The sequence below is a fragment of the Parageobacillus caldoxylosilyticus NBRC 107762 genome (assembly GCF_000632715.1).
GTDB lineage: Bacteria > Bacillota > Bacilli > Bacillales > Anoxybacillaceae > Saccharococcus > Saccharococcus caldoxylosilyticus.
The window spans coordinates 1-15337 of sequence record NZ_BAWO01000060.1; the positions used below are offsets into that span (position 1 = coordinate 1).

The window sequence follows — 15337 nt, forward strand, 5'->3', positions numbered from 1 at the left end:
TCATCTTTCCGTCTATCAATCTCCTTAAAAATGATATATCGGCAAAAAATTATCTCAATAAATGTATAATCATGTGAAACGATAAATAAATTTCAATAAACAAGCTAAATCAATCAAGGGGGGAAACGGATGGAATTATTGATCCAACAATTGTTAAATGGGCTGACTGTTGGAAGCGTTTACAGTTTGGTCGCCTTAGGATTAACGCTTGTTTACGGAATTTTACATATTCCGAATTTCGCCCACGGCGCGCTTTATATGATGGGCGGTTATGTGACGTTAACGATGATGAATCAGGCGGGGCTTCCGTATTGGCTGGCCATCCTCATTTCAATGATTGCGATCGGATTGCTTGGCGTACTGATGGAACGGCTTGTCTTTTATCCACTTCGTGACGCTCCACCCCTTCATGATAAAATTGCAGCAATCGGCATCCTCTTATTTTTGGAAGCATTCGCCCAATTTGTGTGGGGGGCAGACTATCAAACGATGTCTACTCCTTATGGAAACGTTGTCACCGTACTTGGTCTCACCTTAACGATGCAACGAGTCCTCATTATTGTTTCCACGATTGTCATCATGATTTTGCTCTATTTCTTCCTGAAAAAGACGTTTATCGGTGCCTCGATTATCGCGATGTCGCAAAACCGTGAAGGAGCGAATTTAGTCGGCATTAACACGAACAAAGTCGCGATGATGACGTTTATGATTTCCGGCAGCCTCGCGGCGTTGGCCGCCTCCTTGGCGTCTCCGATTAATCTTGTCTTTCCGGGAATGGGCCATCTCGTCATTTTAAAAGCGTTTGTCATTATTATTCTTGGCGGAATGGGCAGCATTCCTGGAGCGATTATCGGCGGGTATATTTTGGGATTTAGCGAAAGTTTAGGTGCAACTTATATTTCCAACGATTATAAAGACATTATCGCCTTTGTCATACTCGTCATTATTTTAACGGTGAAACCGACTGGACTATTTGCCAAGGAGGGACAATGATGGCGACGGTGTTAAAACAAAGGAAATTACTCATACTGGTGATTGCGTTTGCGCTTGTTTTTCCTTTTTTGATTCCGAACAACTATTATTTGCACATGATGACGATCTCGTTTATTTGGATGATCGCTGTTTACGGGTTAAACTTGTTTGCCGGCTATACGGGCTATTTATCGCTTGCCCATGCGGGATTTTTTGCGATTGGAGCTTATACGCTCGCGATTTTAACCGTCAAAGCAGGGCTGCATTTTTGGCTGGCTTTTTTCTTATCCTGTCTTATTTCCTGCTTGATCGGCTTGCTCGTCGGTTTAGTCGCATTGCGGACAAAGGAACACTTTTTTGCCATTTATACGCTATGCGTCGGGTATATTATTTACCTTCTCATCGATAAATGGGACAGCCTGACGGGAGGGGTGCGCGGATTTATCGGCATTCCTGCTCCGGCAAACATCGGTCCGCTTTCGTTCCAGACTCCTGTGTCGCAATATTATTTAGTGCTGTTCTTCTTGCTTCTCGTCGTTTTTGTCATGTACCGCATCATTTACTCGCTGACGGGAAGAACATATATTGCGATTCGCAACAGCGAGGATTTGGCGCTAACGATCGGCATTTCCACGATGAAAAATAAATTAACATCATTCGTCTTATCGGTCTTTTTCACTTCCTTGGCAGGAGCGCTGTATGCTTCCTTTATCCGTTTTCTTGGACCGGATATCGGCTATATTTCCGTGATGTTTGATTTCCTTACGTATTTAATTGTCGGCGGCATTGGAACGATGGCTGGACCGGTCGTCGGTACGCTGTTGATTACGTTTCTATCTCAGCAGCTGCAGTTTTTGCAAGACTATCGGATGTTGATCTTTGGCCCGGTTTTGGCACTGCTCGTCATCTTCTATCCGCAAGGCATTGTCGGCGGGGTGATCCGCTGGAAAGCAAAACGTGTGGAAAAAAGTGGCAATCCTCAAGTACGGACGATGCCTGCTACAAACCGTTTTGTCATTTCCCGCCATTCTGAAAATAAAAAGCAAGTGAAGGAGGGGTGAGCATGTTACTGGAAGTCCATCAATTGACGAAAAGGTTCGGCGGGTTGGTAGCTGTCAATGATGTGAGCTTTTCCGTCGAAGAAGGAAAAGTAAATGCGATTATTGGACCGAACGGAGCGGGGAAATCGACTTTTTTCAATCTGATCAGCGGGTTTTATAAGCCGACATCGGGTCAGATTATTTTTAAAGGGCAGGATATTACCCGCCTCCCGGCCAATCAGCGGGCTAAGCTGGGGATTGCCCGCACGTTTCAAACGACCCATTTGTTTGAACAATCTACCGTATTCGATAACGTCGTGATCGGCCATCGATTGAGAACTTCCTCTAACTTGTTTGACGCCGTTTTCCGGACGAAACGGTTAAAGAGAGAAGAAGCTGAGTGCAAGGAAAAAGCAATGGAAGTGTTGGAGTTTGTCGGTTTAACCGATGTCGCTGATAAAATGGTCGCTAACATTTCGCAAGAGCAGAAAAAACGTGCCGCTTTTGCATTGGCGCTTGCGACGGAACCAGAGATTGTCCTTCTCGACGAACCGGCTGCAGGCGTCAATCCGGATGAAACAGAAGGATTGGAACAATTGATTGTCAAGATGGTGGATCACGGAATTACCGTATGTCTCATTGAACATAAAATGTCGATGATCATGAAAATCGCCCATAAAATTATGGTTTTGAATTATGGGGAAAAAATCGCTGAAGGAACGCCAGAGGAAATTCAAAACAACGAAACCGTCATTAAAGCATACTTAGGAGGGAGCGCGATTGCTTGAGTTAAGGAACGTATCCGTCCAGTACGGCAGCTTTGCCGCCGTCAACCATGTCAACATTACCGTTGAGCCGGGCGAAATCGTTGTTCTGTTAGGCTCGAACGGAGCGGGAAAGAGCACGGTTTTCCGCACCATTAGCGGACTAAACAAACTTTCCCAAGGTGAAATTGTTTTTCAAGGGGAACGGATCGATCATCTTCCTCCGGATCGCATCGTACAGCTTGGGATCGTCCAATGTGCTGAAGGAAGAAAATTGTTTCCGCGCATGACCGTTTATGAAAATTTATTGATGGGTGCCTACATTTACCGAAAAGAGAAGGAAAAAATCATGCAGTCTCTGCAACATGTGTATGAACTGTTTCCAATTTTGCAAGAAAAGCGCAACGATCCAGCCGGGTCGCTAAGCGGCGGCCAGCAGCAAATGCTGGCGATCGGCAGGGCGTTAATGTCACACCCGAAGCTATTGCTTTTGGATGAGCCATCGATCGGGCTGGCTCCGCTCATTGTCGAACAAATGTTTCAAACGATCAAGCAAATCAATCAAGAAGGAACGACGGTTTTATTAGCCGAACAAAACGCTCATGCGGCGCTTAGCATTGCCCATAAAGGCTATGTATTTGAAAACGGAACGATTGTGGTAGAAGGAACGGCGGAGCAGTTATTTGCTAATGATGATGTTCGCAAGGCCTATATCGGCACATGAAAAGGAGGTGATGGATCACTATCCTGTTAATTATCTGAATATTTATAATAATCTTTTGTTCATTGCAAAATAGGGGGGATACGATGAAGAAGATGAAATGGTTTCTCACTACAATTATTATGTTGGTAATGGTGTTTTCATTAGCAGCGTGCAACAGCTCCAAAACAGGGAATACATCAAGCGGGGGCAATAATGAGACAAACGGAAGCGGCGATGGCAACATCGTCAACATCGGATACAGCGGTCCGTTAAGCGGTCCTGCCGCCTATTACGGAGAGCGGACATTAAATGGGTTGAAAATGGCGGCCGAGGAAATTAACAATAACGGTGGATTTGAAGTAAACGGAAAAAAATATAAATTAAATGTCGTTGCATTAGATGACAAGTATTTGCCAAACGAAACGGCATCGAATGCGAAACGCCTCGTTCAAGAACATCACACGCCGATCGTGTTTACTCCGCACAGCGGCGGAGTCATGGCATTGCAAGTATTTAACGAAACGGACAAGTTTATTATTGGCGCTTATACGAGCGAGCCGAAAATCACGCAAACCGGGAATTCGTTGACGGTAAGAATACCGCCGCGTTATGACAGCTATGTGGCTCCGTTTACTAAATATGCGATGAAGCGTTTCGGCAAAAAACTTGCCGCGCTGCCAACCGCTTCGCAATACGGAAAAGACTGGACGGAAACGTTGCTTCCATATTGGGAAAAACAAGGAGGAAAAGTCGTTTATAAAACATCAATCGACTTTTCCAAAGATACGGACTTCTTTACGATTGTCACCAATGCGTTAAAGGAAAAACCGGATGTTTTATTTATCGGCGGCCCGTCGGAACCGACGGCAAAAGTGGCGAAACAGGCGCGAGAATTGGGATTTAAAGGCGGCTTTATCATTATGGATCAAGCGAAGCTAGACGAAATGAAAAAGGTAACGGGATCTTACGATGTGCTGGAAGGATCCATTGGCGTCATGCCATTAGTGGAATCGGACGGTCCGGGAGTTCCGTCGTTTGTGAAAAACTACCGCGCCAAATTCAATGAAGATCCAGGCTCGGAAGCTGGTTTTAATTATTTGGCGATGTATGCATTTGTCGAAGCGATGAAAGCAGCAGGCACGGTGGATGACCCTGTTGCCATCCGCAAACATATGCAAGAGGGCCTTGAACATATTCCGCAAGACAAACAAGTATATGTTGTTTCGAAAATCGGAGATGACGGCGGATTTGAATCGCAACAAAGCGTCGCGGCCATAGAAAACGGAAAAATTGTGCCGATAAAACTGAAATAAAAGAGCTCCAAACATAAAAAATGGAGATGGGAGTTGGGTTACCATCTCCATTTTTTATTTTATTATTTCCATCCTCTTCGTCATCCCAGGGGATTTGGAATGGGCATATCAAGAAAGCCCATATTCGCGCTTTTCGATTTCCCTTTTCTTTATACCATTTCGGCGCATTATCGTTTTTTTCGGCAATTGCCCGCGCTTGCCATCCCTGCAAAAGAAGCAGCAACGGGAGCATTCCGATCCCCAAATATCAATGATGGAACAAGATATATGGGCGGAAAAAATCGCTAATCGCATACCCAGCAAACAGAGCCATCAAACTTTCCATGTTCAGCTTTCTCCTCCAAATGTTTTTTATTTTATACCCTTTTTTACAAAAATTGACTGTTTTGCATCGCATCATTTTCTATTAATAAAGAGAACTATGTTCTAAATAATCAACAAAAAACATAGAAAAAAAGAAAGTAATAAAGTAAAATAAATCAGACAAGATCTCCATTTTCATCCTTCAAGTACCTGTCAGAACGTTCAAAACTACCCACCACCCATAGGAGGGGCAAAGTAATATGCAAAAGATGTACCGAAAACAAGGGCGCATCATTTTGCACGTTGACTGCAATTCGTTTTTTGCCAGCTGTGAAATCGCGCGCGATCCTTCGTTAAAGGAAAAAGCCGTGGTTGTTGCTGGTGATCCAAAAGAAAGAAAAGGGATTGTCTTAGCGGCAAATTACATCGCGAAACGGCGCTTTGGCATCTATACAACGATGCCGTTATGGGAGGCAAAGAAAAAATGCCCGTCCCTTGTCGTGCTAAAACCCGATTTTTCATTATACCGCGAAACAAGTAGCAAAGTGTTTCAGTTTTTGCGTCGTATCTCCCCGCTTCTGGAACCTGCCTCCATTGATGAAGGATATTTGGATATTACCGAATGTGATTCGCTTGGTTCGCCATTGGAGATCGCTGAATATATTCAGCAGGGATTGCTGCAGACTCTGCATATTCCTGTAAGCATCGGCATCGCGCCAAATAAATTTTTGGCGAAAATGGCCAGTGAAATGAAAAAACCGTTAGGCATCACGGTTTTGCGCAAACGGGATGTCCCGAACATACTGTGGCCATTGCCGGTCAAAGAGATGCACGGTGTTGGCGATAAAACAGCGAAAAAATTAAATACTATTGGCATTTTTACGATCGGAGAATTAGCAAAGGCGGAAGAGGAGAGGCTTCAACAACTGCTTGGTATCAACGGCATCCGTTTAAAGGAGCGGGCTAATGGCATTGATGATCGTCCAGTCGACCCTGAAGCGGGCGAAAAATGGAAATCAATTGGGAATTCTACAACACTTCCCTATAACGTAACAGAAGAGAGAATTCTTCTTGACGTGCTCCGTGAGTTGGCGCAATCGGTCAGCGAACGAATGAAGCGAAAACGGGTTGTGTCTTCCACCGTCCAAATTATGATCCGCTACAGCAATTTCCAAACGATCACCCGCAGCAAAACATGGGAAAATCCATTTCAGGAAGCGGAGGAAATTTTTCAGTATGCGGCATATTTATTAAAGAAACATTGGAACGGTAATCCAGTGAGGCTGTTAGGAATTGCCGCGCTTGATGTATTTGATAAAAAAGCAGCCATGAAACAATTAGATTTGTTTCATTACGAAGAAGAGGCCAAAAGAGAAGCGCTATGGAAGACAATGGAGCAGCTGCGGCAAAAATTCGGCGAGGATATTATTCGAAGAGGAGCTAATCTGTTTCAACAAGATTAGGATTGTATTGTTTACGGTCATTGGCAAGGTGGCGTTCCTTTCCGCTCCGCTTCCTGGCGGATGGGCTATTATCGGTCTTTTTATGATCATCATCGGCATTCTTTTGCATAGCTACGGTATGAAAAAAATACATGAACAGCCAGCAGCATCGCTGCTTGCTTCAAAAGAGAAAGAACCATCACTATCATGTGCAGGGGGAAACTGATGCTAAAAATAATGAAACCGCTGATCACTTTCTCTATCATCGCTGTTCATCTAATTATTATGTATTTTTGGATCTTCGATTGGGAAAAGTTAATTACCCCAATCGGATTGGCAGGATGGGGCGGATCCATTATCGCTGGTTTTATGGCGTATGCCTTCTATGCAGCAAAAGAAAGAAAGAAGTATATCCAACTACAGCGGCATATATTGATTGGTTCCACCGTGATAACGGTTTGCCTAGCGGTATTGGCGCTAATCATTGAGTGGATCACCAGCTCAATGCCGTAAATTTGTTCCCCTTTATCTAAATGAGCCGATGCGCTTCTTGATGTTTTCCCAACAATAATAGTAATATTGATATATATACATCAATCAAAAAGAGGAGATCTTATGAAACCGGCTGTATGTTTTGCGTTGGATGTAAAACATTCTAGACAAATGGACAAGAAACGGCTGCTAATGATTTTAAATGACTTGAAAGAGACGATAAACAAGCGGTTCCATAAAGATTTGCTTGTCCCGTTTGCTATTCGAAATGGCGATGAGCTTGTTGGAGTCATTGGAAATTTCTCCAGCGGATATCCACTGATTAAATATATATATTCCCAATCCTGCTTTCATCAGTGTCCATTTTATTCTGGAATTGGAATAGGGGAACTAGAAACGGACACAACGGACGTTCATACGATTAATGGAAGTGCAGTACTGTGCGCATTTGCGGCTAGGGAACATTTGAAGGAAAAAAAGGAAAAAACAAAAATATGGAGTGAAAATGAAAATACAACAAGTTTTTATATTTTAGCTGAGGCGCTTCCATTCGAACCACTTAACACTTTATTAGGATGGATTCTGGAAACAAAGCGAAATTGGACAGACAAACAAAAACAAGTGATTCATCTGATCGAGCAGTTTCCGGGATGGACATATGAAAAAATCGGAAGACATTTGGGGTATAAATCCCCTATTTCGACCGTCAGCTATTTGCTGAAACGCGCGGAGTACCAGAAGGTAAAGGCGACAGAAGCGAGCTTTACCGAATTATTGATATTATATCAAACGCTTTTAAAGAAGTAGGGGGATAACATTGTGGATATACTTTTATCTTGCTCATTTGCTAGGAGATTTTATTGTCCATTCAGATCGACTAGTTCAGGAACGACATGATCAACCGCTTGTCGATTTAGGAAAACATCTGGCTGTCCATACTATTCTTATGGCGGTCGCGAGCATTGTTGCCCTAGAAATATTTCCATCGTTTTCACTTTCCGGGCTGCTAATGCTGGCACAAGCTATTGTGCTTATTTCCATCTGCCATTTTATCATTGATTACGGCAAAATAAAATTAGATATGGTATTTAATAAAACTATTAGTCAGGCGCTTTTATTTATAATGGACCAAATGCTTCACCTTTTGGTCATCTTGTTTACATTTTATTGTATCTTTGAACCGCCAGCGTTTTTAGACATTATTGGAAAGACTTTCGCAGAAAAAGCGGCAGCCACTGCATGCATTTTTGTTTTAGCGACTTATGGAGCCGGGCATTTTCTGGAAATTTTATTAAGGGAATTCGCCCCCAATTACAAGCTGCAAGAAGGGATTTATCGTTTATCAGATGAGAAAATCGAAGTAAAAACGAAACATGAGAATAGTGGAAAAAAAGAAGTGGAAATCACCACAATTAAAACAGAACAATTTTTTCATGATTCTCCAGCCAAAATCGGTCAACTCATCGGGATGCTAGAACGGACATTAATTGTGATTTTTATGATGATGGATATGCCACAGGGACTCGCATTCTTGGCGGCATTAAAAACGCTGACCCGTTTTAAGCAGTTTGAGCATAAGCAGTTTGCCGAATATTATCTAATCGGTACGTTATCCAGTGCTATTATTGGCATTTTACTAGGGATCATTGCAGCGAAAATTTGGTAATTGCTGTATCGAAACGGCAAAGTGATTTCGCATAAAGTGAATATCCTGACCGGGGTTGTTGTTATTGTGATGCTGGCTGGATTCATCGGCACGTTGGCGCTGTCAGGAGAAAGGGAGGAAAATGATTAATCTGCCACAAAAAGCTGGCGCTTATTTATGTTGCCCTAGCAACCGAGTTGGCCGAAGGAATTGGGATAGATATATGTAGCATCGTAGTATTTCCTACACATATTGTTTCTTTTTGAAAGGACGGCAGGGAGAGATGGAATGGATTGATCGGATGAAAGGCGGATAATAGGGCTTGCAATTGGCGACGTGCTTGGTGCGACAACGTAATTTATGATATGACGCAGGAGCAAATTCGTCTAACATAAGAAAAAGCGGCAGGTAAAACCTTGCCGCTTTATGTTTCCATTAATTTATCCAAATGTGCACGCCGGTTTACCGCATACATAATAGGCGCGCCAACCGCCATGACGACAAATTCTCCTACTGCGGTTGTCAGCCAGGTGAAAAAGAATGGCAGGTCAAACGCCAGCTTTAACTCCCAGGCAATCAAGAACATCGTAAACGTAAACACCAGCGTATTGACAGCCATCCGCGCCCATACATTTTTCACATACCGCATCGAAAAAATCGTGATCAGGAGGGCGATGACCGACTGCCCGACCCCGAAAACGAGATCGTACGCCATCATCGGCGAGAAAAACAAATTCGCAAAAAAGACGCCTAACACAATGCCAAAGAAATATTTTTTATGAAACACGACGAGATGATTCAGCATTTCCGAGACGCGAAACTGCACGTTAGTAAATCCAAACGGCTGAATCAGCATCGTCACTGCGATGTACACAGCCGCTAAAATGCCGTTTACGACGATAGTTCTAATGTTCATATGTTTCTCTCCTTACATCGTTAAGGTACATGCAAAAAACACCATCGGTATACATGGTGCAACAAGAAAAGCAACATCTATTATTTTAGCAAGAACAGAAGGAAATGCAATGATCGATCTCTAAATTTGAAATGGGCGATCGGCGCTTTTGCAAAATTTGCTCATCCATAAATAATATAACAAAAACAGCAGATGGGGTTGGCCCGTCTGCTGTTTTTGTCGTTTTGAAAAATCACGGAAATAACTTCTTCCATGTCATTATCCTCCATGATATGATAATTAGTAAAGTTTTTCATTATTATGTAGGATGTGGATTAGCAATGAAGTGGTTATGGATGATTCTTGCCATCGTCGCAGGAATGGCAACGTCGGTGCAAGCTGGCGTCAACGGCGGTCTCGGCAAAAGAGTCGGCGTGATGGAAGGAGCATTCGTTTCCTTTCTTATCGGCACGATCGTGTTATTTTTATTGCAATTGTTTTTTGGAAAAGGAGACTTGCTGCAAATGTTTTCCGTGCCGAAGTGGCAGCTGCTTGGTGGGGTGCTCGGGGCCTTTTACGTGGTTGTCATGGTGCTCATCGTTCCGAAAGTCGGGGTTGCTACTTCTATCATGGCCGTTGTCGCCGGACAGTTGGTGATGAGTTCCATCATCGATCACTTTGGCTTGCTTGGCGGGCAGCAAATTCCTTTTGACATGAGAAGAATGACGGGAATCATACTATTGTTTTGCGCATTATGGCTGTTTTATAAAAAATAATATGGTATGTGTGTCTGCTGGTTAGCCAGCAGTTTTTTTTGTAAACATACCGTGCTTGTTTCCAATCCGCCGCTTATGTTTAGTTTTTTTTCATTGGTTTATACTAACAAAAGCAGTTTAATCACACTAAAGGGAAGTTGAGGTTCGTGAAAAAGATATGGAATCTTTATGTTCACGATATGAAGCAAATAGCAACAAACTGGGTAGCGGCGGTATTGGTAGGCGGATTGCTTCTTCTGCCATCGCTTTATGCGTGGGTGAATATCGAAGCTTCTATTGATCCGTACGCCAACACGAGAAACATTAAAGTAGGAATTGTCAATGAAGACAAAGGGGCAAAAATTCAAGGACATGCGTTTAACGCCGGAAAAGAAATTGTCAGGGCGCTACGAAACAATCATGACTTAGGCTGGCAATTTGTTGGCAAACAAGAAGGAATGAAAAACGTCCGCTATGGCGATTATTTTGCGACGATCGTCATTCCAAGCGATTTTTCAGAAAAATTGGCTACCATTGTGCAAGATAGGCCGGAGCAGGCCGTCATTCATTACTATGAAAATGACAAAAAGAACGCGATTGCGCCGAGAATCACATCCAAAGGAGCAAGCACCATCACCGAGCAAGTAAGCGATCAATTTGTCGCTGTTGTCAACAGCGTTTTGTTTTCTATCTTTCATGAAGCGGGGGTGGCATTAGAACAACAGCTGCCAGATATTCGCCATTTTGAGACCCTGATTTTTCAGCTGCAGACGAAGCTGCCGGAAATCAAGCGGTTGTTAAACCAATCGATGTCCGACGCGAAAGAGGCGGAACGGCTCGTCAATAAAGCGGAAAAAACGCTTCCCGAAGCGAAACGGATCGTCAACAGCGGCATTGCGTTTCTTGATGAAACGAATCAGTTTTTCACGAAAGCGGAAGCAAAAGCAAAGACATTGACGCCGCAAATCGCGGAAAATTTGCGTACGCTGCAGCAAATCGCCATGTCCATCTATGCCGCAACTAACAAGCTGCAAGAAAACCTTTCCCTTGCCCAGCAGCGGCAATGGCTTTCCGACGTCCAGGGCATGGCCGCAGCTGGGGAACAAATGGCAGATGAAGCGCAAACACAGCTTCGCATATTCAATAACATGATCGAAAAGAGAGCTTTCTCTCGCACGGCTTCCGCCAATATGGAACAATTGTCCGGCCGTCTGACAGGCATAAAATCCAATTTAAGAGAAGCACAGCGCCTTGCCAAGTTAGCGTACGAGCAAAGTGAAAACGGGGCGCAGCCAGGCAACCATCTTCTCACCGACCTAAATGAGCGGGCGGCAGCTGCGGTTAAGCAAGTCGATCGGGTGATGAATGAATACGAGCAACATATCGCACCGCTCATGAAAGAAAAAATGAACGAAACGAAGCAGACGCTTCAAGACGCCCGCCGCATGCTCGCGGACATCGCCAACACCATTCTGGAATTAGAGCGGCTTCTTCAGCACGCCGGCAGCGGTCTCAAGCAGGGGGAAGAAATGTTGCAGACGGCAAGCGACCAGTATCCGTTTCTTGCGCGGAAAGTCAACGATATCGCTTCCTTTCTTGCAAAATTGAAAAAAGAAACAAACATCTACGACATCATTCGTTTATTAAAAAATGATCCAAGCGCAAAAGGTGAATTTTTGGCCCATCCCGTCGACTTAAAGACGCATAGATTGTTTCCGCTTCCGAACTATGGATCGGGGATGAACCCGTTTTATACCGTCTTGTCCATATGGGTGGGCTGTCTGCTGTTAGTGTCGTTGCTTTCTACCGAACCTTATGAGGCAGAAGGGTATACCAGCAGAGAAATTTATTTTGGCCGGCTGCTGACGTTTTGGACATGCAACAGTATTCAGGCGCTTATTGTCACGTTAGGAGATGTATTTCTTTTAAAGAATATTTATATTCATGACTCCGGCTGGTTTATCCTCTTTGGGCTGTTATGCAGCTTTGTGTTTATTGTCATTGTCTTTACGCTCGTATCAGTATTCAGCGACGTCGGCAAGGCGCTGGCCATCGTCCTGCTCGTTTTCCAAATCGCCGGAGCAGGGGGGACGTATCCGGTTCAGCTTATTCCGGAATTTTTCCAAAACATCAACCCGTTTTTGCCGTTTACGTATGCGATTGATTTGATGCGCGAAGCAGTCGGCGGCATTGTGTGGGGAAAAGTGAAAAACGATGCGGTTCGTCTCATGATGTTTGCCGTCCTGGCTCTCTTATTAGGTACGCTTCTGAAAGAACCGTTGAACAAATACATGCATTCGCTGCATGCGAAAGCGAAAAAAAGCGGATTGTTTCATTAAACCATGCGGCATAGGCAAAATGACCGCCTGGCTTTTTTGTTTATATCCGGTGACGCCATCGATGGGAAACAGAAACAGCCAGCGCGGATATGGACGCTGTTTTAAAAAAATAGATTCGTTACGGCGGAAGGCACGGATTTGATTCGTGCCTTTTTTCATGACGAAGTTGCAAATGATTTGACAAATGAATGCATGTATAATATCCATCTTGGAAAGCGGCTTTGAAAACAAACCGGACCAAACGGTATAGAGGTTAACTTTAGTGGGCTACACCATTAAAGACATCGCGTTGAGGGCTGGTATTTCGAAGTCGACGGTTTCGCGCGTCATTTCGGGAAAAGGGGTTGCAAGTCCAGAGACGCGTGAAAAAGTATTAAAAGTGATGAAGGAGCTGCAGTATAAACCAAATGCCTTGGCAAGGGCGATGGTTTCGCAGCGGACGAACAATATAGGCGTAGTGGTTTATCATTCACGTTCTCCAATGGCTTCGCATCCTATAATTTTTCTTGAAACATGCTCATTCTCCTGCTTTTCCAAAAGTTTGTTATTCTACAGTAACAGATAGTTAAAGATGGAAACTTCTTGTATACTAAATACGTATAACCATTACGTCGATGGATTGTCTTTGTTTAAGGGGGATAGAGAAATCATGAATGGAGAACCTAGAAAAAGAATCTCCGAACGAGCATTATCGGTATGGCGGATATACGGCATGATTGGATTGGCTGTTTCTTTTGCCGCTTTTGCCGCTGTCATTGTCCTGATTATCATTTTTGACGGGCCGAAATGGATTATTCCTATCTTGATTCTTTTGTTTATAGGAGAAGGTTATTTGTTCCTCTTTTTTATCCCAAGATTACGCTGGCGGCGCTGGCGCTATGAAGTGCGTGAGCAGGAAATCGAGATTCAACAAGGTTTGTTTACGGTAAGGCGAACGTTGATCCCAATGATTCGCGTGCAGCACGTCGATTCTAAGCAAGGGCCATTGTTCAAAAAATACAAACTGGCCTCCGTAACGATTTCGACAGCCGCAACGGTGCATGAAATTCCGGCACTCGATGAAGAGGAAGCAGAGGAGCTGCGCTATTCTATTTCCAGATTGGCAAGGGTGGCGTATGACGATGTCTGAGAAAAAACGGCTTCATCCCATTTCTGTCATCGTCAATATTGTTAAGCAATTGAAAGACGCGTTTTTTCCGCTCCTCCTTCTCGTCATAGTCGGGAATAGAACCATTTCCATGATGTGGGATATCGCCGTGCCATCGGCGGTTGTCATGTACACCATTGTGATCGGAATTGTTTCTTGGCTCCGTTTTACCTATCGGTTGGAAGAAGGGGAATTGCGCATTGAACATGGTGTGTTTGTAAGAAAAAAACGATATATTCCTTTCGAACGCATTCAAGGCGTTTCCATTTCCGAAGGTTTTCTGCAACGATTGGCAGGAGTCGTTAAAGTCAATATAGAAACAGCGGGAAATCAGTTAGGAGAAGCCGAAGTGGTATTAACGGCTGTAACAAGGGAAGAAGCGGAACGAATTCAACGTTGGATTCGAAAAGCAAAGGAAATGATAAATGATGAAATGATGCTGTTGGATGAAAATACTGCATCTTCTTTTGTCTCCATCCATCAACCATTACAGGAAGAAGCGAAAAACATCATTTTTTCGATGAGCTTTTGGGAAGTTTTTCAAGTAGCGGTGACAAGCGGTGGGGCACTTAGCGTTATTGCTGCCATTTTCCTTTTTATCTCCCAATTTGACGATCTCATTCCTTATGAGATGCTATATAAAGATGCGCAAACGATGTTCGCGCATGGTTTATTTGATACGATGATGGCTGTTTTATTGATTTTTATTGCCGCTTATATGATATCCATTATTCAAAATATGCTGCGGTACGCTTTTTTTACGGTGGAAAAAATAGATGAAGACATCGTCATTTCGAGAGGATTGCTTGAAAGAAGAAAAGTGACAACGCCTGTCGCACGGGTTCAAGGGATTGTAATAAAAGAAAACATGATTCGCCGCTGGCTTGGGTATGCTTCCGTTTATATCATTCATGCGGGTGGGGCATTGGATGGCGGCCATCACGGGAGTATTATACTCTGCCCGTTAATAAAGAAAGAACGGATTGCTTCCGTTATTTCTTCCTGTCTCCCGGAGTATAGCATCCACCATGAATTCAATGCGTTGCCAAAGCGAGCATGCATCCGCTACACGGCCCGTCCTTTATATGTGCTGATTCTTCCTGTTTGCATCGCCGCTTATTTCTTGCGTCCGTGGGGGCTGTTGCTTTTGTTGTGGCTTCCCATCGTTTCATATTTCGGCTACTTAAGTTATAAAGCGGCCGGCTGGGCGATTTCGCCTCATCAGCTTGCACTAAGAAGCGGCTTTTTCAACATGAAAGCCATGTATATGTTAAAAAATCGTATTCAATCCATGGAAGCTTCTTCTACCTGGTTTCAGAAGCGAAAACACCTCGGAACCATTGCGGCAACGGTCATGCCCGGAATCGGCGCCCGTGGAGAAGTGGCAGATCTTGATCAAGAAGATGTGAAAACAATATATGCATGGCTGAAAAGGACAAACGAAGCATCTAAAGTTTCGTCTGATTGAACTCTCCCCACCCATGCTCTGCTTAGAGGTGGGGGGAGCTTCTTGGATAAAATCTTAAA

Annotated in this window: 17 protein-coding genes; 16 read left to right on the forward strand and 1 reads right to left on the reverse strand. The window is 43.8% G+C overall.

Annotation, left to right across the window (positions count from 1 at the left end; all coding sequences use genetic code 11):
• Positions 1-129: 129 nt before the first annotated feature.
• The 11 genes from GCA01S_RS15555 (at position 130) to GCA01S_RS21060 (ending at position 8824) form a co-directional block, all read left to right on the forward strand.
• Positions 130-993 (forward strand): branched-chain amino acid ABC transporter permease, encoded by an 864-nt coding sequence (locus GCA01S_RS15555; protein WP_017437193.1) that lies wholly within the window; start codon positions 130-132, stop codon positions 991-993.
• Complete coding sequence (locus tag GCA01S_RS15560) at positions 993-2033, forward strand: branched-chain amino acid ABC transporter permease (protein ID WP_042411206.1); 1041 nt, start codon at positions 993-995, stop codon at positions 2031-2033. Before GCA01S_RS15555 ends, GCA01S_RS15560 begins: the two co-directional genes overlap by 1 nt.
• 2 nt (positions 2034-2035) lie before the next feature.
• Positions 2036-2800, forward strand: a complete 765-nt coding sequence (locus GCA01S_RS15565) for an ABC transporter ATP-binding protein (protein ID WP_042411209.1) — start codon at positions 2036-2038, stop codon at positions 2798-2800.
• Positions 2793-3500 (forward strand): ABC transporter ATP-binding protein, encoded by a 708-nt coding sequence (locus GCA01S_RS15570; RefSeq protein WP_042411212.1) that lies wholly within the window; start codon positions 2793-2795, stop codon positions 3498-3500. Before GCA01S_RS15565 ends, GCA01S_RS15570 begins: the two co-directional genes overlap by 8 nt.
• An 83-nt stretch (positions 3501-3583) precedes the next feature.
• Positions 3584-4792 (forward strand): ABC transporter substrate-binding protein, encoded by a 1209-nt coding sequence (locus GCA01S_RS15575; RefSeq protein ID WP_017437197.1) that lies wholly within the window; start codon positions 3584-3586, stop codon positions 4790-4792.
• 563 nt (positions 4793-5355) lie between these two features.
• Complete coding sequence (locus GCA01S_RS15585) at positions 5356-6558, forward strand: DNA polymerase IV (protein ID WP_017437199.1); 1203 nt, start codon at positions 5356-5358, stop codon at positions 6556-6558.
• A 7-nt stretch (positions 6559-6565) separates the two neighbouring features.
• Positions 6566-6763: a hypothetical protein gene (locus GCA01S_RS15590; RefSeq protein ID WP_017437200.1), complete on the forward strand. Its 198-nt coding sequence runs from the start codon at positions 6566-6568 to the stop codon at positions 6761-6763.
• The gene (locus GCA01S_RS15595; RefSeq protein WP_017437201.1) at positions 6763-7050 is read left to right on the forward strand and encodes a hypothetical protein; all 288 of its coding nucleotides are present in this window, start codon (positions 6763-6765) and stop codon (positions 7048-7050) included. Before GCA01S_RS15590 ends, GCA01S_RS15595 begins: the two co-directional genes overlap by 1 nt.
• Before the next feature lie 102 nt (positions 7051-7152).
• A complete protein-coding gene (locus tag GCA01S_RS15600) occupies positions 7153-7836 on the forward strand; it encodes a hypothetical protein (RefSeq protein ID WP_017437202.1) in 684 nt (227 codons plus the stop codon).
• 10 nt (positions 7837-7846) lie between these two features.
• Positions 7847-8695 (forward strand): DUF3307 domain-containing protein, encoded by an 849-nt coding sequence (locus GCA01S_RS15605; RefSeq protein WP_017437203.1) that lies wholly within the window; start codon positions 7847-7849, stop codon positions 8693-8695.
• Positions 8696-8824, forward strand: coding sequence for a hypothetical protein (locus GCA01S_RS21060; RefSeq protein ID WP_017437204.1), 129 nt, complete (start codon positions 8696-8698; stop codon positions 8822-8824). It abuts the gene before it with no gap.
• Positions 8825-9098: 274 nt separating this feature from the next.
• On the opposite strand, the gene GCA01S_RS15610 is transcribed toward GCA01S_RS21060, so the two are convergent.
• Positions 9099-9590, reverse strand: a complete 492-nt coding sequence (locus GCA01S_RS15610; protein ID WP_017437205.1) for a QueT transporter family protein — start codon at positions 9588-9590, stop codon at positions 9099-9101.
• Between the two features lie 320 nt (positions 9591-9910).
• Here GCA01S_RS15610 and GCA01S_RS15615 point away from each other — a divergent pair, with 320 nt between their 5' ends.
• The 5 genes from GCA01S_RS15615 (at position 9911) to GCA01S_RS15630 (ending at position 15278) form a co-directional block, all read left to right on the forward strand.
• Positions 9911-10345, forward strand: coding sequence for a DMT family transporter (locus GCA01S_RS15615; protein ID WP_017437207.1), 435 nt, complete (start codon positions 9911-9913; stop codon positions 10343-10345).
• Between the two features lie 146 nt (positions 10346-10491).
• The gene (locus tag GCA01S_RS15620) at positions 10492-12663 is read left to right on the forward strand and encodes a YhgE/Pip domain-containing protein (RefSeq protein WP_042411220.1); all 2172 of its coding nucleotides are present in this window, start codon (positions 10492-10494) and stop codon (positions 12661-12663) included.
• 262 nt (positions 12664-12925) lie between these two features.
• Entirely contained in the window at positions 12926-13228 is a 303-nt protein-coding gene (locus GCA01S_RS19555; RefSeq protein WP_223845279.1) for a LacI family DNA-binding transcriptional regulator, read from the forward strand.
• A gap of 84 nt (positions 13229-13312) precedes the next feature.
• Positions 13313-13792: a PH domain-containing protein gene (locus GCA01S_RS15625; protein WP_042411222.1), complete on the forward strand. Its 480-nt coding sequence runs from the start codon at positions 13313-13315 to the stop codon at positions 13790-13792.
• The gene (locus GCA01S_RS15630) at positions 13785-15278 is read left to right on the forward strand and encodes a PH domain-containing protein (protein ID WP_174407507.1); all 1494 of its coding nucleotides are present in this window, start codon (positions 13785-13787) and stop codon (positions 15276-15278) included. The genes GCA01S_RS15625 and GCA01S_RS15630 overlap by 8 nt, the downstream gene beginning before the upstream one ends.
• Positions 15279-15337: the final 59 nt, after the last annotated feature.